17 protein-coding genes are annotated in these 21,598 nt (G+C 68.0%); 6 read left to right on the top strand and 11 right to left on the bottom strand.

Annotated features, from left to right (window positions below):
• Nucleotides 1-14 precede the first annotated feature (14 nt).
• The 7 genes from BRESU_RS14420 to BRESU_RS14390 are packed head-to-tail and all read right to left on the bottom strand — an operon-like array spanning nucleotide 15 to nucleotide 6,481.
• Nucleotides 15-869, bottom strand: a complete 855-nt coding sequence (locus BRESU_RS14420; protein WP_013270298.1) for a glycosyltransferase family 2 protein — start codon at nucleotides 867-869, stop codon at nucleotides 15-17.
• Nucleotides 866-1,453, bottom strand: coding sequence for an SAM-dependent methyltransferase (locus BRESU_RS14415; RefSeq protein WP_013270297.1), 588 nt, complete (start codon nucleotides 1,451-1,453; stop codon nucleotides 866-868). Before BRESU_RS14415 ends, BRESU_RS14420 begins: the two co-directional genes overlap by 4 nt.
• Complete coding sequence (locus BRESU_RS14410) at nucleotides 1,440-2,129, bottom strand: PIG-L deacetylase family protein (RefSeq protein WP_013270296.1); 690 nt, start codon at nucleotides 2,127-2,129, stop codon at nucleotides 1,440-1,442. Before BRESU_RS14410 ends, BRESU_RS14415 begins: the two co-directional genes overlap by 14 nt.
• Entirely contained in the window at nucleotides 2,123-3,256 is a 1,134-nt protein-coding gene (locus tag BRESU_RS14405; RefSeq protein WP_013270295.1) for an acyl-CoA dehydrogenase family protein, read from the bottom strand. The genes BRESU_RS14410 and BRESU_RS14405 overlap by 7 nt, the downstream gene beginning before the upstream one ends.
• Nucleotides 3,253-4,296: a glycosyl transferase gene (locus BRESU_RS14400; RefSeq protein ID WP_013270294.1), complete on the bottom strand. Its 1,044-nt coding sequence runs from the start codon at nucleotides 4,294-4,296 to the stop codon at nucleotides 3,253-3,255. Before BRESU_RS14400 ends, BRESU_RS14405 begins: the two co-directional genes overlap by 4 nt.
• A complete protein-coding gene (locus BRESU_RS14395) occupies nucleotides 4,293-5,207 on the bottom strand; it encodes a glycosyltransferase family 2 protein (protein ID WP_156796176.1) in 915 nt (304 codons plus the stop codon). Before BRESU_RS14395 ends, BRESU_RS14400 begins: the two co-directional genes overlap by 4 nt.
• Nucleotides 5,208-5,263: 56 nt before the next feature.
• Entirely contained in the window at nucleotides 5,264-6,481 is a 1,218-nt protein-coding gene (locus BRESU_RS14390) for a glycosyltransferase family 4 protein (RefSeq protein WP_013270292.1), read from the bottom strand.
• A gap of 193 nt (nucleotides 6,482-6,674) precedes the next feature.
• Here BRESU_RS14390 and BRESU_RS17575 point away from each other — a divergent pair, with 193 nt between their 5' ends.
• Entirely contained in the window at nucleotides 6,675-6,821 is a 147-nt protein-coding gene (locus BRESU_RS17575) for a hypothetical protein (RefSeq protein WP_013270291.1), read from the top strand.
• Nucleotides 6,818-7,576, top strand: coding sequence for a DNA polymerase III subunit epsilon (locus tag BRESU_RS14385; protein ID WP_013270290.1), 759 nt, complete (start codon nucleotides 6,818-6,820; stop codon nucleotides 7,574-7,576). The genes BRESU_RS17575 and BRESU_RS14385 overlap by 4 nt, the downstream gene beginning before the upstream one ends.
• A gap of 63 nt (nucleotides 7,577-7,639) precedes the next feature.
• Here the strand turns inward: BRESU_RS14385 and acs are convergent, their stop codons facing one another.
• Both acs and BRESU_RS14375 read right to left on the bottom strand, forming a co-directional pair.
• Nucleotides 7,640-9,577 carry an acetate--CoA ligase gene (gene acs, locus BRESU_RS14380; protein ID WP_013270289.1) on the bottom strand — a complete coding sequence of 646 codons (1,938 nt, stop codon included), beginning with the start codon at nucleotides 9,575-9,577 and terminating at the stop codon, nucleotides 7,640-7,642.
• Between the two features lie 19 nt (nucleotides 9,578-9,596).
• A complete protein-coding gene (locus tag BRESU_RS14375) occupies nucleotides 9,597-10,943 on the bottom strand; it encodes a DcaP family trimeric outer membrane transporter (protein WP_013270288.1) in 1,347 nt (448 codons plus the stop codon).
• 164 nt (nucleotides 10,944-11,107) lie between these two features.
• On the opposite strand from BRESU_RS14375, the gene BRESU_RS14370 reads away from it, so the two are divergent.
• Nucleotides 11,108-11,725: a response regulator transcription factor gene (locus tag BRESU_RS14370; protein WP_013270287.1), complete on the top strand. Its 618-nt coding sequence runs from the start codon at nucleotides 11,108-11,110 to the stop codon at nucleotides 11,723-11,725.
• Nucleotides 11,726-11,737: 12 nt separating this feature from the next.
• Here the strand turns inward: BRESU_RS14370 and BRESU_RS14365 are convergent, their stop codons facing one another.
• Both BRESU_RS14365 and BRESU_RS14360 read right to left on the bottom strand, forming a co-directional pair.
• Nucleotides 11,738-15,118: a hybrid sensor histidine kinase/response regulator gene (locus BRESU_RS14365; RefSeq protein ID WP_156796175.1), complete on the bottom strand. Its 3,381-nt coding sequence runs from the start codon at nucleotides 15,116-15,118 to the stop codon at nucleotides 11,738-11,740.
• Nucleotides 15,119-15,214: 96 nt separating this feature from the next.
• Nucleotides 15,215-16,888: an MFS transporter gene (locus tag BRESU_RS14360; protein ID WP_013270285.1), complete on the bottom strand. Its 1,674-nt coding sequence runs from the start codon at nucleotides 16,886-16,888 to the stop codon at nucleotides 15,215-15,217.
• 591 nt (nucleotides 16,889-17,479) lie between these two features.
• Between BRESU_RS14360 and BRESU_RS14355 the strand changes: the two genes are divergently transcribed.
• The 3 genes from BRESU_RS14355 (at nucleotide 17,480) to BRESU_RS14345 (ending at nucleotide 21,598) form a co-directional block, all read left to right on the top strand.
• Nucleotides 17,480-18,703, top strand: a complete 1,224-nt coding sequence (locus BRESU_RS14355; RefSeq protein ID WP_013270284.1) for an L-lactate dehydrogenase — start codon at nucleotides 17,480-17,482, stop codon at nucleotides 18,701-18,703.
• 115 nt (nucleotides 18,704-18,818) lie between these two features.
• Nucleotides 18,819-19,925: a beta-galactosidase BglB gene (gene bglB, locus BRESU_RS14350; protein WP_013270283.1), complete on the top strand. Its 1,107-nt coding sequence runs from the start codon at nucleotides 18,819-18,821 to the stop codon at nucleotides 19,923-19,925.
• 20 nt (nucleotides 19,926-19,945) lie between these two features.
• The gene (locus BRESU_RS14345) at nucleotides 19,946-21,598 is read left to right on the top strand and encodes an MFS transporter (RefSeq protein WP_013270282.1); all 1,653 of its coding nucleotides are present in this window, start codon (nucleotides 19,946-19,948) and stop codon (nucleotides 21,596-21,598) included.

Raw genomic sequence — 21,598 nt, 5'->3', positions numbered from 1 at the left:
GCTGAGGTGGTGGGTCAGTAGCGAACGTCTGGTGGGCGGTGGGCGGCCTCGATCTCGTCCGGGGTCGGCGGGCGTCGGCGCGTCAGGGTACGGCCGTCGAAGGCGACGAGTTCCAGACGGTCGAAGGCCTCGAGCCACCCTTCCATCGCCCAGACGCCCCAGCGCGCCTGGAACCGCGTCGCGTTCCTGACGATGTCCTCGAAATGTTGCAGCGGGGGATCATAGACGCCGTGGTGCTGGTGAAAGGACCCCGGACCCCCGCCGGCGAAAGCCAGCGGGAGGCCGGCGTCTCGACAGCGGAATCCGAAGTCGGTGTCCTCGGCCCCGTAGCCGGTGAAGGTCTCGTCGAAGCCGCCCACGCGACGGAAGGTTTCGCGCCGGATGCCGAAGGTCAGCGACCAGAACAGGCCGGCATTGGGTTCGATCCGGCGGCCCTTCATCGGGAAGGGACGGACCGGGTGGGGGGCGGCGAGGGCGGCGAGGCCGGCCTCTGTCCAGCCGTCGTCGACCGCGTCCTCGGCCAGGTAGCGGACCTCGGCGCAGACCAGGACATCGGCCCGGCGCAGTTCGTCGTCGATGCGCTGGACCAGACCGGCCGCTGGAATGCAGTCGACGTCCAGGAACAGAAGATGGTCGCCCGTGGCCTCCGCAGCGGCGAGGTTGCGCGCCCGGGCAAGCGGCAGCGCCCCGGTTTCCAGGCGCACGATCCGGATGGGAAACGCAGTCCCGTGCAGGGCGACCGGGGTGTCGCTCATGTCCACGATGACCAGCTCGCGCGGCAGGACGGCGCTGCGCTGGAGCCCCTCGACGAGACGGTGCAGATGTCGATCGCGATTCTTGACCAGCGTCAGGGCGCTTACATCGCTCATCGCGACCGCCACAGGTCCAGTCGATAGCGGTCGTGGCGCTCGGCCCGGACGACGTGGACCCGGTCGGCCAGGGCCGCCGCGAGGAATGCCACCGCCGCGTCCCCGCTCTGCGGATAGTCGGTCTCTCCGGTGTAGTGAACCAGCAGAAGGTCGCCCTCGGACACAAGGCTGCGGCTGACGAAGGCCGCCGCCCGGTTAAGGTCCTGGTCGTCCCAGTAATAGGCGACCTCGGACAGGACGATCAGATCGAACCCGGTCCCCTGGGGTCGATCGTCCGGGAAGGCCATGCGGGCGAACCGGACCTGGGCAAGCCGGGCACAGCGACGCCGGGCCCGGGCCAGCGCCGTCTCGCTGATGTCGACCGCCAGCAGATCGTCCACCCGGGGGGCCAGCCGTTCGGTCAGAGATCCGCCGGCGCAGCCGACCTCGAAGGCGCAGCCATAGCGTCGGCCGTCCAGGGCCTCGATCGAGCGATCGAACTTGGCCGCCTCGTAGGTGCTGCTCTCCAGATTCCACGGATCGTCGTCGCCCTGGAACATGGTCTCGAAATAGGCGGCGTCGAGACTGCGATCATGACGCGTCATGGCGATCCCTCGGGTAGAGCCGGTCGGTCCGCGGCATGATCCGCTGGCGTTCCGGCAGCCGGAACCCGTCCCCGAACGCCGGTGTCAGCTGGGACCGGTGCGCGGCCAGGGCGGCGCGCCGGCGACCCGGTGTGAGAAACCCCGTCTCCAGCGCGGACCCGCGCGCAGGGGGCTCGCCCCAGACGCAGTAGTCGAAGACGGTGACCGGCCGCAGGGCGGCGTCCGCCACGGCCTGCGCCAAGGCCCCGGCCGCGGCGTGATCGCAATGAGGCTCCTCCCGCGCGGTGGTGGCGATGGCGTCCACGCCCTCGCGTCGGCACAGCGCTGCAAGCGATCGGACGGCTGCAAGCCAGGCAGCCGATCCCGGGGCATGGGGATGGGCGTCCCGCCAATCGAGGAAAAGAGGCCTCGGCCCCTGCGCGCCGGTCAGGCGGCGGCAGGCGGTCCGCGCCTCGGCCTTGCGCATGGCCTTGAGCCGGGCCCGGCTGGCGGCGTCCGGATGCGGATGCGACCCGGTGCCGTCGGTCAGGAAGACAAGGCCGGCCAGGCGACCCGCGCGCGCCGTTTCGGCGATGAGGGCTCCGGCGCCGAGGGTCTCGTCGTCGGCGTGCGGGGCAAGGACCAGCCAGCGGGCCGCGCGCCAGTGCGTCGCGGAAAGGCGTCGCCGGCCTACCACAGCGCGTCCTCGCGGCCCCAGACGTCGCGCTCCAGCCAGGCGATGGCGGCCTGGTCGCGGGCATAGTCGGGTCCGGCCTGTCTCAGATAGAGGCTGAGGTCGCGAATGATCTTGTCGATCCGTTGCCCGTCGAAGGCGCTGCGTGTGCCGACGGCACGGGCCGCGTGCTCCATCACGTCGAGTGCCGCCCGTTCGACGACGCCCCGTGTCAGGCGCGCGAAGTCCGGCGCGTCCGGATCGTCGACGGCGGCGCGGACCGCGGCCTCGCGCACCCAAAGTCCCGCCGTTCGCGTGGCGACGACCGCCTCGGCGAACCGGGCCCGCTGCAGGGGGTCTGCCCGAGCGCCATCGGACAGGGCGGCGCGCATCTCCGTCAGCAGACCTTCAACGCCGCCGAGCTGGACCGCGCAGAAGCGCCAGGCCCCGGCGGTAAAGCGGGGGTCGCGGTCGTAGTCGCCCGGCGCGCCCAGAAGATCCCGCGTCTGGACGGGGAAGCCGGTCACGTCATACCGCCCGCTCCCCGTGGCCCGCATGCCGCGCACCCGCCAGCCGCTGAGATCGGCCCGGTCCGCGCGATCGGCCGGGACCACGACGAGCCGTCGTGGGCCTTCCTCGGGCTGGGCCGTCATCAGGGCATAGGCCAGCCCACCCGCGCCGGTCGCGAAGGACTTCGCTCCGACGAGGTCCAGTCCACCGCCGGTGGGCCGCAGCTGGACGCCGGGGGCCGGTTCGGTGGCCCAGACGCCGAACAGCGCGCCCTGTTCCAGCACGCTCGACAGCCAGGCGATCTGGTCGGCGCGCCCGTACCAGTCGAAGAGCTTCAGCGCGTTGACATGGCCTTCGTAGAGCCGGCCCAGGCTGAGGTCGGCCCGACCGATCACGCGCAGCACGTCGTACAGGGCCAAGGCCTGCGCCCGCGCGTCGACGAACCCGTCGCCACCGGCGGCCACGGGCGCGAAGACCCGGTGAAGACCGGCGTCGACGAGGGTCCTGACGCTGTCGATCGGGAAGACCGGCGCGGCGTCATAGCGCTCGCCCAGTGCTTCCAGCCGGGCCCGCAGGGCCAGGGCGCGATCCTTCGGTGACGGCCCGGTCGATCCGTGCGGAGCGGGGTGTGCGAGGGTCATGCGCGATCTCCGGACCGGTCGCCGGCATCGGCCAGTTGCAGCAGCCGGTCGTGGATGGCGGCAGCGTCCGGACCCTGAAGCAGGTGCTGGCGGGCTGTCGGCGACAGGGCGCGCGCCCGGGCCAGGAGGTCCGGCCAGGCCTCGACCTCCGGCCAGGCCTCGAGCGCGATGGCAGCGCCCGCGCGGGCGAGGGCCCTGGCCTTGGACGATTGCTCGTCGAACGGTCGGGACTGCGGCAGGCACACGAACGGACGGTCGGCGGCCAGCACCCCGGCGACCACACCGTCTCCCGCCGAGCCGACGACGACGCCGGCCGCCGCGATCTCGGTGGCCACGTCCTCGACCCAGCCCAGGACGACGAGGTTGGACGGCGGATCGGTCACAGGAGTCATGGGGCCCAGAACGCGCCATGTCAGGTCCGGGGTCCGGCGGGCCGCTTCCGCAAGCGCCGCCCCGTCCGCATCGCCGCCTCCGGCTCCGAAGACCACCACCACGCGCGCGGGGTCCACCGCCGGATCGGGCATCGTTTCGACGAGACCCGGGGCGTACCAGGTTTTGGCGCGCACCCAGTCGGGCATGGCCGGATCGTCCAGGTCGCTATGGAAGGGGGCGAGGATGGCGCTGGCACCCCGGAAGGCCTCCAGATGCGCGGGATCGGTCCGGCTCCCGGACAGGCGGACATAGACTGTTGGCGTGGCAGCGAGGCGTGCCAGCATCGCGACCTCGACGGAGACATCGACCACCATCAGGGCCGGGCGGCGGGTCGCGATCCAGTCGCTGATCCGGGCGACGCGCTCTCGCACGCCGTCGTGTCCCAGCGGGGCGTAGTGGAGGGCCTCGGGCCGGTCGGCAGCGCCGTCGCGCCCGTCAAACGCGCGCCCCGCCGCACGGTCGTCGGGCAGGTCGATGACCGGAAGGGATCCGGTCCGACCGGCCAGGCCGGTGCCCAGCAGGGTAAAGCGCGCGGCATCGCCCCGGGCGACTGCCCGGGCGCGCGCGAGATGTCCTGCGCCCTGATGATGGACGTAGTAGCCGATCAAACCGGCACCTGCCGCGAGAGGGCCTGAGCCAGGGGCGTGTCCTCCGGCATGGGGGGCAGGGCGGCCTCCGCAGCCACCAGCGCCGCCGGACCGAGACGCGACCGCAGGTCGCGACGCCAGGCGGCCCTGATCCGCCAGTGGTCGAGCGCCGGGGCGAGGGGGGGCGCACCGCCCGCGGACCCCAGGGCCAGGCGCCGCATGTCCGACGCCATCCCGCCGCTGGCCCGACCGTCCTGTCGTGGCGACACCCGCGTCCAGACCGAGGGCGGGTGAACCAGACGCGCGCCCGTGGCCACCGCGGCGGCCACCAGCGCTCGATCCTCTCCGTTGGGGATCAGCGGCACGCCGCCCGCCGCGCGGTAGGCAGCGGCCGTGATCGCCAGACTCGCTCCGGTGTGATCGCCATGGCGTGGCGCAGGGTCGTGCGGCAACGGGTCGAGACGATCCTCGATCGCCCGGACCCGGGCCCAGTATTCGTCCCACAGCGCCCGGACCTCGGCCGCGTCGGAGCCGAGCGGCTCGGCCTCATCGAGCACCAGACGCCCGCCGACCAGATCGGCCCCCCTGGCGATCGCCTCCAGATTGGCGCGCACCCAGTCCGGCGGGGGGCGGGTGTCCGCGTCCGTGCTGATCAGGACACCGTCTGCGGAGGCTCCAAGCCGCTGCAGGCCGAGCGCCATGGCCCGTTCCCGGGCCGACCCGGCATGGGCTTCGATCGCGGGAAAGACATGGTCGTCCACGGTCAGCGACAGACGCTCGCCATGCCGGCGGCGCGCTTCGGCGACCGCCTCGAACGACCTGTCGGTGGTGTTGTTGAGCGCGATCACCACCGGGATGGCCCCGGGCAAATCCTGGACCGCCAGGGCGTCGAGGAAGGGACCCAGCCGCTCCGCCTCGTCCCGTGCGGGCACGCAGACGCACCACGCCGGGGCACCGGGCGGGCCCGGCCTGTCTGACCCTTGCGGGCTCAATCGAAGACCCGGGCTTCGACCGGTCGCGCCATGCCGAGCGGATCGGCCGGGACCGGGTACTGTTCTTCGCCGCCAGGGCGTTGCGCATGTCCGGAATGGCCGGCGAGGGGCACCGGACGGGGAATGATCGCGAAGCCGCGGTCGGTGCGGGCGGCTTTCGCATGCTGGTCCAGCCGGCTGCGGTAGTGCGCCTCGTACCGGTCGATCATCCGATCGGCGTCACAGAGGGTTTCGGCACGCATGCGGCAGGCCTGACGCGACAGGGTCACGGCACGGCGGGCGGCGTCCGCCAGGCTCGCGACGTCGTCCGGCACGGCGAGGACGCCGCAGACGGGCGTCAGGATCTCGGGAATGGCCCCGCGCGCGAAGGCCGCGACGGGCACGCCGCAGGCGAGGGCCTCGGCCACGACGAGGCCATAGGGCTCTTCCCAGCAAGGCGTGCACAGGAAGGCGGTCGCCCCCCGGATCACACGCGAGAGTTCGGCGTGATCGAGGTGCCCGAGATAGACGGCATCGCTCCCCATGCGCGGCGCGATCTCGGTGTCGAAATACTCGCGGTCCAGGGCAGGCCCGGCGAAGCGGATCGGCATGCCCACGCGCCGCGCGGCGTCGAGGGCGAAATGGAGCCCCTTCTCGGGGACGATGCGTCCGTACCAGACCAGATAGGCCGGCGACTCCGGCTCCGGCGCGAAGGCGAAGCGCGCCAGATCGATCCCGTTGAGGATCACCGCGTCGACGGGGGTGACCGGCGTCCACGCCGTCCGGATCGACTCGGAGACACCGACAAAACTGTTGTTGCCGCCGCGCGCCACCCGCACGCCGCTCTCCAGCCAGCAGAAGGGCGGGGTGTGCAGGGTCGTCACCATCGGCATGGGCAGGGCGTCGGCCATGGCCACCGGCAGATAGTGGAGGGCGTTGTTGTGGACCAGGTCGAAGGCGCGATGGCGCAGATCGTTCATCAGCCTGAGATAGGCGTGATGCTCCCGGAAGAAGGCCACGTCGGTGGCCTCGGCAAGCCCGACCGCGTCAAGACTGGTCTCGTCGCAGATCGCTTCGAGGCCCAGTTCGGGTTCGGATCGCGTCGAGGCGAACACCGTCACATCGTGGCCCCGGTCGCGGAGCGACGTGGCGAGCAGATGGGTGTGCATCTCCAGCCCGCCCGCGAACGGCTCGCGGATGGGATGCTTCAGATGTGCGATGACGCCGATGCGCAAGGGTGGAGGGCTCCGGCCGGCAGCAACGCGCTCCGGGCGATTCCCAACCCACGGCACACCCGCCGGTTCCAGTGTCGCCCGTCGCACATTGGGCTCCCCTGATGCAGAGTGCCGCATGACTGATGGCTGCTGATTGTGCGTTTACAGAAGCACATCGCGAGCGGGCCGCTCGCGACCTTGAGGAGAAGGCTGGATGTCAGACACCAAGGGCCACGGGAGTCACGCCGCGCGCAGCGCCAACGCGGCGGCCGCGAAGGAGGGCAAGTCCAACCCGCGGACATCATCCGCCGCCCAGTCGATCCTTGGCAAGAAGGGCGCGAAGGCCAGGTCCGGGTCGTGAGTAATCCCGGTCCCCCTCGGATCCGCGTCGTCGATCTGGAAACCGCCGGGACGGGGCAGAGCGATGTCTGCGAGATCGGATGGCAGGATGTCGTGCTCGGGGGCGACGGACGATGGTCACTGTCCGCGGAGCGGGGAGCGCGTTGGGTCAACCCGGGTCACCCCATCTCGCCGGACACCATGGCGGTCCACCATATTCTCGATGAGTGGGTCGCGGACGCGCCGTACTGGAAGGATGTCGCACCCGCCGTCCTTCGACCGGACGGCGGCGTGGTGGCCCTGGCCGCCCATCGCGCGTCGTTCGAGCAGCGCTACTGCTCGCCGCGCCTGACGGGCGGGGCCGAGTGGATATGCACCTGGAAATGCGCGCTTCGAATCTGGCCCGACCTCAGTCGCTTTTCCAACCAGATGCTGCGCTACCAGCGCCGACCCGAGGGCCTGGTGCATGAAATGGGCTTGCCGGCCCATCGGGCCCTGCCTGACGCCTACGTCACGGCCCACCACCTCCGCGACCTGCTGAACGCCGCGTCGGTAGCGCAGCTGCTGGCGTGGAGCCGCGAGCCCGGCCTGCTGCCCCGGGTGCCGTCCGGACCGGAGCGTGGCAAGCCGTGGTCGGCCCTCGATGATCGCGCTCTGCAGAGTCTGGCCACGGATCGGGACGAAAGCATCCGCTTCAGCGCGACCAGCGAACTTCGGCGTCGGTGCCAGCAGGATGAACCTCTCGCCACCGCCCCTGCCCAGACATCCTTCCTCTAAGCGAGCCTCGAGCCCTGAGGTGGTCCCTTCCGAACCCGGGCCGGTTATCGTCCCAGCTCTGTCTCAGCTACCCCGATTTCTGACCAGATCGTCCACGACGGACGGGTCTGCCAGCGTCGAGGTGTCGCCGAGCGAGCCCAGGTCGTTCTCGGCGATCTTGCGCAGGATCCGCCGCATGATCTTGCCGGAGCGGGTCTTGGGCAGGCCGGGGGCCCACTGGATCGAGTCGGGCGCGGCGATGGGGCCGATTTCCTTGCGGACATGGGCGACCAGCGCCGCCTTCAGGTCGTCGTGCGGTTCGACCCCGGCGTTGAGTGTCACGTAGGCGTAGATGCCCTGGCCCTTGATGTCGTGGGGAAAGCCGACCACGGCCGCCTCGGCCACGACGTCGTGCAGCACCAGGGCGCTCTCGACCTCGGCCGTGCCCATCCGGTGGCCCGAGACGTTGATGACGTCGTCGACGCGGCCGGTGATCCAGTAATAGCCGTCCTTGTCCCGCCGGCAGCCGTCGCCGGTGAAATACTTCCCGGGATAGGTCGAGAAATAGGTGTCGAAGAACCGCTGATGATCGCCCCAGACGGTGCGCATCTGGCCGGGCCAGCTGTCGGTGATGCACAGGTTGCCGGAGGCCGCGCCGTCCAGCACCCCGCCTTCGGCATCGACCAGCTCCAGCTCCACGCCCGGCAGGGGCTTGGTGGCCGATCCGGGCTTCAGGTCGGTCGCGCCGGGTAGAGGCGCGATCAGGGCCCCGCCCGTCTCGGTCTGCCACCAGGTGTCGATGATCGGCAACCGGCCCTCGCCGACGACCTCGTGATACCAGCGCCAGGCCTCCGGGTTGATGGGTTCGCCGACCGTGCCGAGCAGGCGCAACGAGGCGCGGCTGGAGGCCTTCACCGGCTCGTCGCCGTCGCGCATCAGGGCGCGCAGGGCCGTGGGGGCGGTGTAGAAGATCTCGACCTTGTGCTTGTCGACCACCTGCCAGAAGCGCCGGTTGTCGGGATAGTTGGGCACGCCCTCGAACATCAGGGTCGTCGCCGCATTGGCCAGGGCCCCGTAGACGACGTAGCTGTGGCCGGTGACCCAGCCGACGTCGGCCGTGCACCAGAAGACCTCGCCGGGCCGATAGTCGAACACCAGTTCGTGCGTGTAGCTGACCCAGAACAGGTAGCCGCCCGTGGTGTGCAGCACGCCCTTGGGCTTTCCGGTCGAGCCCGAGGTGTAGAGGATGAACAGAGGGTCCTCGGCCCCCATCGGCTCGCAGGGGCAGTCGTCCGACACCCCGTGTTTCGCCTCGCCGTAGCGGACGTCACGGCCGGCGATCATCGGCACGTCGGCATGGGTGTGGCTGATGATCAGGACGGTCTCCACCCCCGCGACTTTTTCCAGGGCCGCATCGACATTGGCCTTCAGCGGGATGCGCTTGCCGGCGCGCAGGCCCTCGTCGGCGGTGATGACGAAACGGGAGCCGCAGTCCTCGATCCGCCCGGCGATGCTATCCGGCGAAAAGCCGCCGAAGACCACCGAATGGACCGCGCCGATGCGCGCGCAGGCCAGCATCGCCACGGCCGCCGCCGGGATCATGGGCAGATAGATCGTCACCCGGTCGCCCTTCCCGACGCCGAGGGCCTTCAGCACATTGGCCATGCGGCACACCTCGCGGTGCAGCTCGGCATAGGTCAGCTGTCCGGACTGGGCCGGGTCATCGCCTTCCCACACGATGGCGGTCTGGTCGGCCCGCTCGGGCAGGTGGCGATCGACGCAGTTGAAACAGACGTTCAGGACCCCGTCGGCGAACCAGCGGATGCGGAAGTCGTCCTTGTGGAACGAGACATCCTTGATGATCGTCGGCGCCGTGATCCAGTCGAGGCGCTTCGCCTGTTCGGCCCAGAAGGCGTCGGGCGTGTCGCGCGCCGCGATCCGGGCGGCGTCGTAGGCGGCCGCGTCCATGTGGGCGCGTTCTGCCCAGGCGGCGGAAACCGGATACAGGTCAGGATCGGTCATGAGCGGGATGTCCTGAGGGCTAGAAGCCATATTTTGCAAACACCTGAAGGCGGGTCACGTCGCCGGACACACCCGATTCCAGCTCTCGCTCGCCGTGCATCAGCTCGGCACCGATATCCATGGCCGGGATGGGCGTCCAGATCAGATTGGCTCGCACACTCTGGACCGACTTGTTGTTAGCCAAGGCGATGATCGAACGGTCGTTGTCCACCACCTGGGCCGAATACGTGAAGTTCGACCGCCACTGCGGCGACCATACGTGGCGATAGCTGGCGAAGCCGGCAACAAGACTGATGGCCTGTAGGTCCCCGCTCGCGTCGAGACCCGCGTCGTTGGCGAAGTTCAGGCCGACATAACGGCCGATGCCCTCGCCTCCCGACAGCATCAGGCGCAGGTCGTCCATCGCGCCGACCTTTATTTTGGCAGCCGCTGAAACGCCCCAGCCTGCGGTCGACGAGTCTATCGCGCCCGCACCCGTCGTCTGATACCGGAGTTGGCGCACCAGGCCGGCGACCGAGGCCTCGCCCCACGGCCGGGTGATCGCATAGCGAGCGGTCAGGTCGGGCAGGCTGTTGTCGTCGGCGATGATCCGGGTCGTGCCCAGATTGGGCGTGACCGTCGTTTCGGGATTCTCCAGCGAGATCGAGAACGGTCCGCGCGTGTAACGGATCTGGACCTGACGATTGAAGACGGTGCCCTCCGAAGGTCCGACATAGTCGGCGGTGTCGGGCAGGACGGCCAGGTTCTGGAAGTTGGTCCATTCCTGCCCGAACAACCAGTTGTCAACGGTCACGAAGGCGCGGCGCAGGGCGGGGGTTGAGGGGCTGGTTGTTCGCTGGTCACCAGTCCCCGCCAGAACCTCGAAGTCCATTTCGATCCGCGTGCCGACCTTGTGGCCGCCGATCATGCCGTCGGTCGTCAGCCAGAACCGGGTCTGACGTGCGTTGAAGTCGGTGGCTGTGCTTTCGTTGGTGCCGCCGACCGGGATCGAGCCCGGCAGATAGAAGTCGCGCAGCAGGTCGCCGTTCGCCGGGTCGCCGCCGCTGTACTGGCTGGCCATGAAATCGGCCTTCACATAGCCACCGATCTTCAGGACGTTGTTACCGATACGAAAGCCGTCTGCCGGCGGAGCGGCGGGCGCGGGCGCGGGCGGGGCCGCCGCCATGGTCTGGTCGATGCGGATGATGTCGCGAGCCTGGGCCGTCTGCTGGACGTGCGACGCCTGGATCTCGGCCTTGAGGGCGTTCAGCTGAGCTTCCAGCAGGGCGATGCGGGCCTCCAGCGCCGCAGGATCGTCCTGCGCCTGGGCCGGCGAGGCGATCAGAGCGATCGCTGCCGCTCCCGCCATCAACGCGTTTCTGACCATGGTGTCCCTCCCTTGACCCGTCTGATGCGAGCCTGAGGGCGATCCTCCGCCTTGAACCGCGTTGGAGCCATTAGCCGTTGGTCTAGTCTCGACCAAAGTCTATGGGTGTCAGAGTGGCACAGGGGCACGCGACGCCAGAGCGCGGCCCGGGAGCAGACGAGACCATGGACCGCATCGTCATTGCAGACGACCATCCCCTTTTCCGCGCCGCACTGGCCACGGCGCTGATACAGGCCGCGCCCGAGGCCACGATTGAAGAGACGTCCAGCCTGGCCGGAGCCCGAGCGGCGCTGTCGACCGGTCCCGTTGATCTGTTGCTGCTCGACCTGAAGCTTTCCGATAGCGAAGGCTTCGCCGGACTGGCCGGCATTCGCGCCGACTTTCCGACGGCACCGGTCGCGATTGTCTCCGCCAGCGACGACGACGGGACCGTTCGCAGGGCGCTGGCGTTCGGTGCCGCGGGGTTCATCCCCAAATCGGCGACCCTGTCAGCCATGGTGGAAGCCCTTGAAGCGATCCTGGCCGGCGATGTCTGGGCCCCGGCCCTGCACGACGGGGCCTCCGCCGAGTCCATGGAAGCACGGATCGCCAGCTTGACGCCGTCGCAGCTGAAAATCCTGATCGGGCTGCAGCAGGGCCGGTTGAACAAGCAGATCGCCTTCGACCTGGGCGTGACCGAGGCGACCATCAAGGCGCACCTGACGGGTGTGTTCAAAAAGCTGGGGGTCCAGAATCGAACCCAGGCCGTGATCGCCGCGCAGGCCCTGACCACCCAGGTCTGAGCCCGCAGTCTTTCAGCTTGCGCGTTTGCTGGACAGAAAGGCCTTCAGGATCGCCGGCTTGACGGGTTTGGACATCAGGACCGCGCCGGCCGCAGCCGCGCGAGCGTGCAGGGTCGCGTCCGCGTCGGCGCTGATCAGGGCGAGATGGCCGACGCCCCGCGCCTTCAGCGCCTCGATCACGGTCAGTCCGTCCGGTCCTTCACCGAGATGGAGGTCGATCAAGGCGGCGTCGAACGGGCCGTCCTGGGCAAGGGCCGAGGCCGCGTCCGACGACGTCACGACGGTCATGCCCCAGCGCGACAGCAGGGCGCTCAACGCCTCGATGATGATGGGCTCATTGTCGACGCACAGCACGCGACGTCCTGACGGCAGTGGCTGAAGACGCAGAGCTTTGTCAGCCTTGACTGACTGGCCTTCAGCGAGCGGGACCGTGACAGAGAAGCAGGATCCCCGGCCCGCGCTTGATCGAAGCGTCAGCGGGTGGTCGAGCAGACGCGCGACCCGGCGCACGATCGCCAGGCCCAGTCCGACCCCGGGCTCGTCACCGGCCTTTCCCGACAGCCGGGTGAACTCGGTGAAGATGGCTTCCTGCTGATCCTCGGCGATGCCGCGGCCGGTATCGAAGACGTCGATCCGCAGCGTTTCGCCCGCCTTGCGTGCACCGACAAGAATGCGGCCGGTGTCGGTGTAGCGGATAGCGTTTCCCACCAGGTTCTGGAGCAGGGAGCGCAGCAGGTCAGCGTCCGACAGCACCCATCGACGCGATGAGATGACGCTCAGGCGCAGCTCCTTCTGGAGCGCGAGGGGCGTGAACTCGCGCCGGATGTCGTCGAACAGGGCATCCACTGAGAGCGCTCGCACAGCTGGACGGACGCCCCCCGCTTCGAGCCGCGAGAGGTTGAGCAAGGCTTTCAGCAGGCCGTGGGCGGATTCGATGGACCTGTCCGCATTGTCCACCAGCTTGCGCGTCTCGGGCTCCTGCGCGCCCGTCCCTTCCTTCAGAGCCGCGATGAAGAGGCGAGCGGCGTGAAGCGGCTGAAGCAGGTCGTGACTGGCGGCGGCCAGGAAGCGGGTCTTGGAAGCAGTGGCCTCTTCCGCCGCCTGTTTGGCCTCGACCAGCCGTTCAGTGCGGTCTGCGACACGCGCTTCCAGCCTCTCGTTAGCCTCCTCCAGGGCCAGGGCCGCACGACGCAACTCGGTGATGTCGGTATAGCTGGTGACATAGCCGCCGCCCGACATCGGAGCGCCGGTCGATTTCAGGATGCGCCCGCTTGGCTGGGCCCGCTCGTGGTCATGCGGTTCGCGTCGGCGGAGTGCCTCCAGCCGCCGCTCGACCCAGGCCTCCAGATCCGTCGCCCCGACCTCTCCCCGTTCTGCATTCAGTCGATAGACCGAGGCGACCGGCTGGCCGACATGGACGAAGCCGGACGGCAGGTCGAACAGCTCGATATAGCGGGCATTCCACGCAATAAGCCGCAGGTCCTCGTCGACGACGCTGACCCCTTGATCGATGTTGTCCAGCGTGGCCTGGAGCAGTTCTCGATTGAACTGCACAGCCTGGGACGCTTCGTCGAGCATGCGAACGACGTCCTCGGGCGCGCGGCCGCCGCCCGCCAGCGCCGCGGAAATGACCCGCCGCGCCGAGGAAGCGCCGACCGCGCCCGCCAACATCCGTTCAGCCGCCCGCGCAAGACCGGCATCGGCGGGTTCTGCGTCCCGAAACACCCGACCGGTCTCGCGGGCGAAGGCGGTGAACGCGCGCTCCGCGCTGTGGTCGCCGACGAAGCGCGAGACCAGGGTCTTCAGATCGCCGACGGAAGCCCCCGACGGGGCAGACGCCTGCTCGCGCCAGTCGGGGCTCAGGCGGTCGACGAAGGCCCGGGCCTGGATGCGATCGATCAGGCGCGGCTCGGCAGTGCGCGAGACAAGGACATAGACCAGAGCATTCAGGCCAAGGCTGAGGAACACGGCGGCCGGCAGGGGGTCGGCAAGACCAAACGGACGGACCAGGTCCGCGCCGAACGCCACGCCCACCTGTGGCAGGGCCAGCAGGATGAGCCAGACGCCGGTGCCGCAGACGATGCCCGCAACCGCCCCGCGCGCGTGCCCGCCTCGCCACAGCACGGCTCCGAACAGAGCCGGCGCGAGCTGGGCGAGCGCCGAGAAGGACGTCAGGCCGATGGAGGCCAGACCTGAGGCGCGATCAAGCGTCTGAAAGTAGAGCCAGGCCAGGAACAGGATTCCACAGATGACGATGCGGCGGACCTGAAGAATGGTTTGCGCGACGTCCGAGGCGTCTTCGCGTCGTCGCCAGCGTCCCCCGGCCAGCATCGGCAGGATCAGGCTGTTGGACGCCATGGCAGACAGGGCGACGGCTTCGACGATCACCATGGCCGTCGCGGCCGAGAAGCCGCCCACGAAGACCACGGCCGTCAGGATCCTGGCACCTTGACGAAAGGGAATGTCGAGCACCAGCAGGTCGGGGTTGGTCGTCCCGGAGAACAGGCCGCCCGCGGCTACCAGGGGCAGGACCGCAAGGCTTGTGACGACCAGATAGAGCGGGAACATCCATCGGGCGCGGCGGACGTGATCCGGCTCTCCCGACTCGACAAAGCCGACGTGAAACTGGCGCGGCAGGCAGAAGATCGAGAGCGTCGCGAGGAGAAGAATGGCGATGAAGCGGGCGTTGATCTCGGGTGGGGCGGCGAGTTCGCCCAGCGCCCTTCCGATCCTCGTCGTGTCGGGAGCCCCAAGCAACATGATCACGGCGAACCCGGCCACAGCGACGAGCGCCGCCAGCTTCACGACGGACTCGACGGCGATCGCCCGGATCAGCCCGCGGTTATGCTCGGTCAGGTCGGGGCGCCGCGCGCCGAACAGGATGGCGAAACCGGCCAGGGCGACGGCGATAAGGCTGACGGTCAGACGCTCGGACCCGGCCATCGGCGTGCCGGCCGTGACCAGGGTCCAGGCCATCGACATCGATTTGAGCTGCAGGGCGATATAGGGCAGCGACCCCACGATGGCGACGCACGCGACCAGCGCGCCCAGGCCCTGGCTCTTGCCGTAGCGCGACGAGATAAAGTCGGCGATGGACCCCGCGTTCTCGCGCCGGGCGGCGGCGGCGATCCTTTTCCAGATCGGGAACAGGATGACGATGCCGATGATGGGTCCGAGATAGATGGGCAGATATTCCCACCCCTGGCGCGCTGCGGTTCCCACCGCGCCATAGTAGGTCCATGACGTGCAATAGATGGCCAGGCTGAGGGCATAAGCCCAGGGGCCCAGTCCCCGCTGCGGCTTGATCGCTCCCGGTCGTTCGCTTCGCCAGGCGAGCGCGAACAGCACCGCCATGTAGGCGGACACCAGCGCAAGGATCATCAGGGCGTACATCGGGACCATCTAGAAGCGTCGGCACCTGTTCCTGCAAGACAAAGGGCGGGCGATCCCCTGTTGATCGCCCGCCCCGTCGTTGAGTGTGATCGCGGGTCAGGCGTTCAGATCGACGTCCTTGCCTTCCTTGACCAGCAGGAAGCCCAGCACCACCGTCACGACGGCGACGATGATCGGGTACCAGAGGCCGTAGAAGATGTTGCCCGTTGCCGCGACCATGGCGAAGGCGGTGGTCGGCAGGAAGCCCCCGAACCAGCCGTTGCCGATGTGATAGGGAAGCGACATCGAGGTGTAGCGAATATTGGTCGGAAACATCTCGACCAGAGCCGCCGCGATCGGCCCGTAGACCATGGTCACGTAGAAGCCGAGGATGAACAGGATCAGCACCACCATCGGCTTGTTGACCTGCTCGCTGTCGGCCTTGGAAGGGTAGCCGGCGGTGGCCAGCGCGCTGCCCAGCCCGGTCTCCCAGGTCGTTCTGGCCGTGGCGAACTCTGCGGGCGCCAGCGCCTCGCCCCGGAAGCTCGGGTAGACGACGCTGTCGCCGATCCGGACCTCGGCCACCGTGCCCGCGGGGGCTGCCAGGTTCGTGTAGTTGACGCCCGCCTTGGCGATATAGGATTTCGCCAGGTCGCAGGACTGGTTGAAGACGGTCTTGCCCACGGGATCGAACTGAAGGTTACAGTCGGCCGGGTCGGCATAGATGGTGACCGGTTGGGACGCCGTCGCTTCGGCAAGGGCCGGATTGGCGGCCGTGGTCAGGGCCTGAAACAGCGGGAAATAGGTCAGGGCCGCGAGCAGGCATCCGGCCAGGATGACAGGCTTTCGTCCTACCTTGTCCGACAGCCAGCCCCAGAAGATGAAGAAGGGCGACGCTGCGATCAGGGCGATGGCCAGCAGGACATAGACCAGCGTCGAGTCGACCTTCATCACCCGTTCGAGGAAGAACAGGGCGTAGAACTGGCCCGTGTACCAGATCACGGCCTGGCCGGCGGTCAGCCCGACCAGGGCGATCAGGACCAGTTTCAGGTTCGGCCATTTCAGGAACGAGTCCTTCAGCGGCGTGGACGAGCCCTTGCCCTCGGCCTTCATCTTCTGGAACGAGGGGCTCTCGGCCAGCTTCAGGCGGATCCACAGCGAGACGCCCAGCAGCAGGATCGAGACCAGGAACGGGATGCGCCAGCCCCAGGCGGCGAAGGCCTCTTCGCCGACCGTCAGCCGAACGCTCAGGATCACCAGCAGGCTCAGCACCAGACCGGCGGTCGCCGTGATCTGGATGAAGGACGTGAAGAAGCCGCGCTTTCCCTTGGGCGCATGTTCGGCGACGTAGGTGGCGGCACCGCCGTACTCACCGCCAAGGGCCAGACCCTGGACGAGGCGCATAACGACCAGAATGATCGGCGCGGCGATGCCGATGGCGGCATAGGATGGCAGCAGCCCGACGACGAAGGTCGACAGCCCCATCAGCAGCATGGTCACCAGAAAGGTGTTCTTGCGCCCCCAGAGGTCGCCGAGCCGCCCGAAGAACACGGCGCCGAACGGACGCACGGCAAAGCCCGCCGCGAAGGCCATCAGCGCGAAGATATAACCGGTGGTCTCGTTCACGCCCGAGAAGAACTGGGCCGTGATGATCGCGGCCAGCGAGCCATACAGATAGAAGTCGTACCACTCGATCACTGTGCCGACGGACGAGGCGAGGATGACAAGGCGGGATCGCTTGTCGAGGGCTCGCTGGTCCGTCGTTGGCGCACCCATGGCGCTGTCGGTCATAGAAAATCCTCCCAAATCTCGCCGTTGTTCGGCTGTTCTGTCGCCGCGCAGGTGGGCGTCGATTTGGAACGTGACAGCGATCGCATCCGGACGTCAGATCGACTTTCGTCGAACAGTGGGGCAGGGCGACCTGGCGCTGCACCGCTGACCGGCATGTTTGATGCTGCGCAAACGCACCTGCGTCGGCGAGATCCCACAAGAGGATCCGGCCTTCCTGGCCCCCGGGCGGTGCAGACGGGACCGGAGCACCCGATCGATCAGGGACGCTTCCGAGGTCGCGGAGCCCGGCATTACGTCTCCGGTTTCGGACATGTCGCGGTAATGTGGGGGTATCTCGCCGGTAACAGGGACCCGTGCGTTTCAGCATGGGACCGTGGCGGTGCTGTCAGTCTGACGCCGACTTGTCTCCACGGAGGACGGCCAAGCCGCGGATAGGCTATGGTGTGTTCAGCGACGGACTGTGGCGGTGAGCGTGGCGGGAAGCGTTACCGCCCGAAACCCTCGTGATCTCGATTGTCTGATCCCACTATATGAACTACCGTCCCGTCATGCGCCGGTCAAACTCGTGACCCGCCTCGGAGTACTGTGCCGATGATCCTCGCCGACGTGATGGACTATCGCGAGGCTGCGCGACGCAGGATTCCCAGATTTCTATTCGACTATGTCGACGGTGGTGCCTTCGCCGAGACTACGCTGCGCGACAACATCGACCGTCTGCACCGGGTACGCCTTCGCCAGCGGGTGCTGACGGGTGCCGATCACGTCTCGCTTTCGGGTGCGTTGCTGGGGCGCGAGACCGCCATGCCGCTGGCGCTCGGCCCCGTCGGCATGGCCGGGCTGAACGCGAGGCGCGGCGAGGTGCAGGCCGCGCGTGCAGCCGAAGCGGCGGGCGTGCCGTTCTGCCTTTCCACCGTTGGGGCATGCTCAATCGAGGAGGTCCGCAAGGGCGTCCAGACCCCGCCATGGTTCCAGCTCTACGTCACCCGCGACCGTGGCTTCATGCGCGACATGATTGCCCGCGCCCGGGACGCGGGGGCGGATACCCTTTTCCTGACCGTCGACATGCCCGCGCCCGGCCCCCGCTATCGCGACAAGCGGTCGGGCCTGTCGGGGGGAACGGCGATGCAGCGCCAGCTCGGCCGGATCGCACAGGTCATGACGCGGCCTGCCTGGGCTGTGGATGTCGGGCTTCTCGGTGGGCCGCATACCATCGGCCACGTCTCGTCGGCGCTGGGTTCCGGTGCCGGGATCGACGACTACTGGGCCTGGATGTCGAAGAATTTCGATGCCTCGGTGACCTGGGACGATGCGGAGGAAATTCGCCGCCTGTGGTCGGGGCGCATGGTCATCAAGGGGATCCTCGATCCCGCCGATGCGATGGAGGCCGCCGCGCGCGGGTTCGACGGGGTTGTGGTGTCCAATCACGGCGGGCGCCAATTGGACGGGACCCTGGCGTCGATTGATGCCCTCGGGCCGATCGCCCGGGCCGTGGGCGATCGCATGACCGTATTGATGGACGGAGGGATCCGCTCGGGCCTGGACGTCCTGCGGGCCATGGCCAGCGGTGCCGACGGCGTCCTTCTGGGCCGGGCCTGGGTCTATGGTCTGGCGGCCAGGGGGCAGCGCGGCGTGGAGGAGGTCCTGTCGCTTATCGCCGCCGAGATGCGCGTGGCCATGACGCTGGTGGGCGTCAGCAGGCTCGACGAGATCGGCCCGGAGCTGCTGGTTTCAAGCCTGGAGCAGGAAGCGCTTGCCGGTCACTTGACCGATCCGGCACTGCCACATTATGAGATGATGCAACAAAGAATGAGATAGCGGCTTCGAGACGGATGGGAGGATCCGCCGCTGCCGAGGCAGTTCCAATGCCAGCGGCGGTGGCGCATCTCGGTGCATACACCGCATCGTATCCCCAAAAACCCGGACCATCCTCATGCCCAATCTCGTCCACGACATCGCCAGAGCCGACATCGACGAGACGCTGTCGCGTCTGATCGACAATCTGGTGAACATCAAGGACGACAGCGGCGCATTTCTGCTGAAGCTCGACGACGGTCGGGTGATCGATACCAAGGGCTGGAACGACTGGGAATGGACCCACGGCATCGGGCTGTATGGCCTGTATCGCCTGTTCGAGCAGACCGGCGACGATGCCGTCCTGAAGATCATGCTGGACTGGTTCGCCAACCGGTTCGAGGCGGGCACGCCGACCAAGAACATCAACACGGTCTCGCCCTTCCTGACCCTCGCCAATCTCTACGAACATACCGGCGACGAGACCTATATCCCCTATCTGGACGTCTGGGCGGAGTGGTTGATGGACGGCCTGCCCCGGACGGAGGAGGGCGGGTTCCAGCACATCGTCTTCAACGACGAGAACCCGCAGGAACTGTGGGACGACACCCTGATGATGAGCGTCCTGCCGCTGGCCCGCATCGGTTTGCTGCTGGACCGTCCGCACTATGTGGAAGAGGCGCGGAAGCAGTTCCTGATCCACATCAAATATCTGTTCGACCGCAAGACCGGCCTGTGGTTCCACGGCTGGAATTTCATCGGCCGGCACAACTTCGCCGATGCCCTTTGGGCGCGTGGCAATTGCTGGGTCACCATCGCGATTCCCGAGTTCATCGAGATGCTGGACCTGCCGCCCGAGGACGCCCTGCGCCGGTTCCTGATCGAGACCCTGGAGGCCCAGGTGAAAGCCCTGGTGGCCCATCAGGACGACAGCGGCCTGTGGCGTACCCTGATCGACGATCCCACCAGCTATCTGGAGGCCTCGGCCACGGCCGGCTTCGCCTACGGCATCCTGAAAGCGGTCCGAAAGCGCTACCTGCCCGTCGAATACGAAGCCATGGCGATCCGGGCCCTGAAGGGCGTGATCGCCAACATCAGCGATGACGGTGAACTGCAGCAGGTGTCGTTCGGGACGCCCGTCTTCGACACCCTGCAGGGCTATCGCGACATTCCGCTGACTTCCATGCCCTATGGCCAGGCGATGGCGATCATGGCGCTTGGCGAGTTCCGCCTGCGGTTCATCTAGAGTTTCAGGAGATCGATCGGATGGCCGCGCTGGAGATGCGAAAGCCGAGCTGGATCAACTACTGGGGCTGGGGCTCGGGCGACATGCTGGGCGCCGGGGCCCAAGCGGTCATCACCGGGTGGCTGTTCTACTTCTTCACGACGTTTTGTGATCTGACGCCGGTGGAGGCCGGGCTGATCCTGGGCCTGCCGAGGCTGCTGGAGGCGATCACCTGTCCGCTGATCGGTTATGTCTCGGACAATCTGCGCCACACCTGGATCGGGCGTAAGGTCGGGCGACGCAAGATCTTCCTGCTGCTGACCATCCCCCTGCTGCCCAGCTTCGCCCTGATCTTCGTGACGGGCCAGACCTTCACCTACTATCTGCTGACCTTCATCTTCTTCGAGCTCCTCTACACGATGTTCCTCATTCCGTGGGAGACGCTCGCGGCGGAAATGACCAAGGATTACAAGGAGAAGGCCAAGTTTGCCGGTGCCCGGATGCTGGTCGCCCAGACTTCGGCCATCCTGGCCTCCTACCTGCCCACGCTCATCATCAACAACTTCGGCGGCAAGGATTCGCCGACGACATTCCTGATCATGGCCGCGATCTTCGGCGGCATCTTCAGCGTCGTCGTGACCCTGGTCGTCATCTTCAGCTGGGAGCGGCCCTATACGGAGGCCGAGAAGACCATCCAGCCGGAGCCCTTGAGCCTGGCCCGTGCCGCCCTGATCCCGGCGACCATGTTCCGCGACCTGTTCTCGACGCTGAGGATCCGGGCCTTTCGCCAGCATCTGTCGATCTATCTGGGCGGCTATATCGCCCAGGACATCTTCAACACCGCATTCCCGATCTTCGTGGTCACCGTCCTGCTGGGCGGGACGCTGATCATCTCGCAGCTGATGACGGCCATGTATGTGGCCCAGCTGATCTCGGTGATGATCGCGATCAACATCGTGATCCGCACCGGCCCCGTCCTGGCCTACCGGATCGCCGTCGGCTTCTTCAGCGCGGCCCTGCTGCTGTATCTGATCTTCTACTTCGTGCGGCCCGCGGGCTTCGGCGAAGGTCTGGCGGCACTGGACGGCAACGTTCTGACCGCCCTGAACCCCCTGAGCGCGGGGTTCAGCCCGACCCTGGTGTTCTGGCTGTTCGCGCCGATCATCCTGGCCGGGCTGGGACGCGGCACGCTGAACTTCGTGCCGTGGAGCGTCTATAACTACCTGCCCGACGTCGACGAGGCGGTCACCGGGCAACGGCGCGAGGGTATCTTCGCCGGCGTCATGACCCTGGTTCGAAAGGTGGCCCAGTCGGGTGCCATCATCGCCACCGGATGGATCATCGGCGCGGGCGGCTATGTGTCGGCCACCGACGGCGTGGCCGTGCAACAGACCCCGCAGGCGGTGAACACCGTCGCCGCCCTGCTGATCTGCGGACCGATCGCGGTGATGTTGGCAGGCCTCGTCATCTCCTGGCAGTTCCGCCTGAACGCCCGCACCCACGGCGTGCTGATGGCCGAGATCGACCGCTTCCATGCCGGGGAACGCACGCCCTCCAGCGAGACCGCGCGCGAGGTCGTCGAGGACCTGACCGGCTGGCGCTACGACCGGCTGTGGGGTGCCAGCAAGGCGACCGCCGCCCCGCCGAACACCCGCACGGGCCCCGATATCGACCCGGGGGCCGGACCCAGCTGA

Origin of the sequence: Brevundimonas subvibrioides ATCC 15264, from assembly GCF_000144605.1 — a bacterium.
GTDB lineage: Bacteria > Pseudomonadota > Alphaproteobacteria > Caulobacterales > Caulobacteraceae > Brevundimonas > Brevundimonas subvibrioides.
The sequence above is the reverse complement of the archived record's forward strand: the minus strand, read 5'-3'. Positions and strand labels throughout refer to the sequence as shown.

Bases quoted from the DNA above. Each gene is read 5' to 3' on its own strand.
- BRESU_RS14420 (WP_013270298.1), bottom strand. From the start codon at position 869: ATGAGCGATGTAAGCGCCCTGACGCTGGTCAAGAATCGCGATCGACAT.
- BRESU_RS14365 (WP_156796175.1), bottom strand. From the start codon at position 15,118: ATGTACGCCCTGATGATCCTTGCGCTGGTGTCCGCCTACATGGCGGTG.
- acs (WP_013270289.1), bottom strand. From the start codon at position 9,577: ATGACCGATCCTGACCTGTATCCGGTTTCCGCCGCCTGGGCAGAACGC.
- BRESU_RS14355 (WP_013270284.1), top strand. From the start codon at position 17,480: ATGATCCTCGCCGACGTGATGGACTATCGCGAGGCTGCGCGACGCAGG.
- BRESU_RS17575 (WP_013270291.1), top strand. From the start codon at position 6,675: ATGTCAGACACCAAGGGCCACGGGAGTCACGCCGCGCGCAGCGCCAAC.
- BRESU_RS14415 (WP_013270297.1), bottom strand. From the start codon at position 1,453: ATGACGCGTCATGATCGCAGTCTCGACGCCGCCTATTTCGAGACCATG.
- BRESU_RS14370 (WP_013270287.1), top strand. From the start codon at position 11,108: ATGGACCGCATCGTCATTGCAGACGACCATCCCCTTTTCCGCGCCGCA.
- BRESU_RS14375 (WP_013270288.1), bottom strand. From the start codon at position 10,943: ATGGTCAGAAACGCGTTGATGGCGGGAGCGGCAGCGATCGCTCTGATC.
- BRESU_RS14405 (WP_013270295.1), bottom strand. From the start codon at position 3,256: ATGACCCTCGCACACCCCGCTCCGCACGGATCGACCGGGCCGTCACCG.
- BRESU_RS14360 (WP_013270285.1), bottom strand. From the start codon at position 16,888: ATGACCGACAGCGCCATGGGTGCGCCAACGACGGACCAGCGAGCCCTC.
- bglB (WP_013270283.1), top strand. From the start codon at position 18,819: ATGCCCAATCTCGTCCACGACATCGCCAGAGCCGACATCGACGAGACG.
- BRESU_RS14345 (WP_013270282.1), top strand. From the start codon at position 19,946: ATGGCCGCGCTGGAGATGCGAAAGCCGAGCTGGATCAACTACTGGGGC.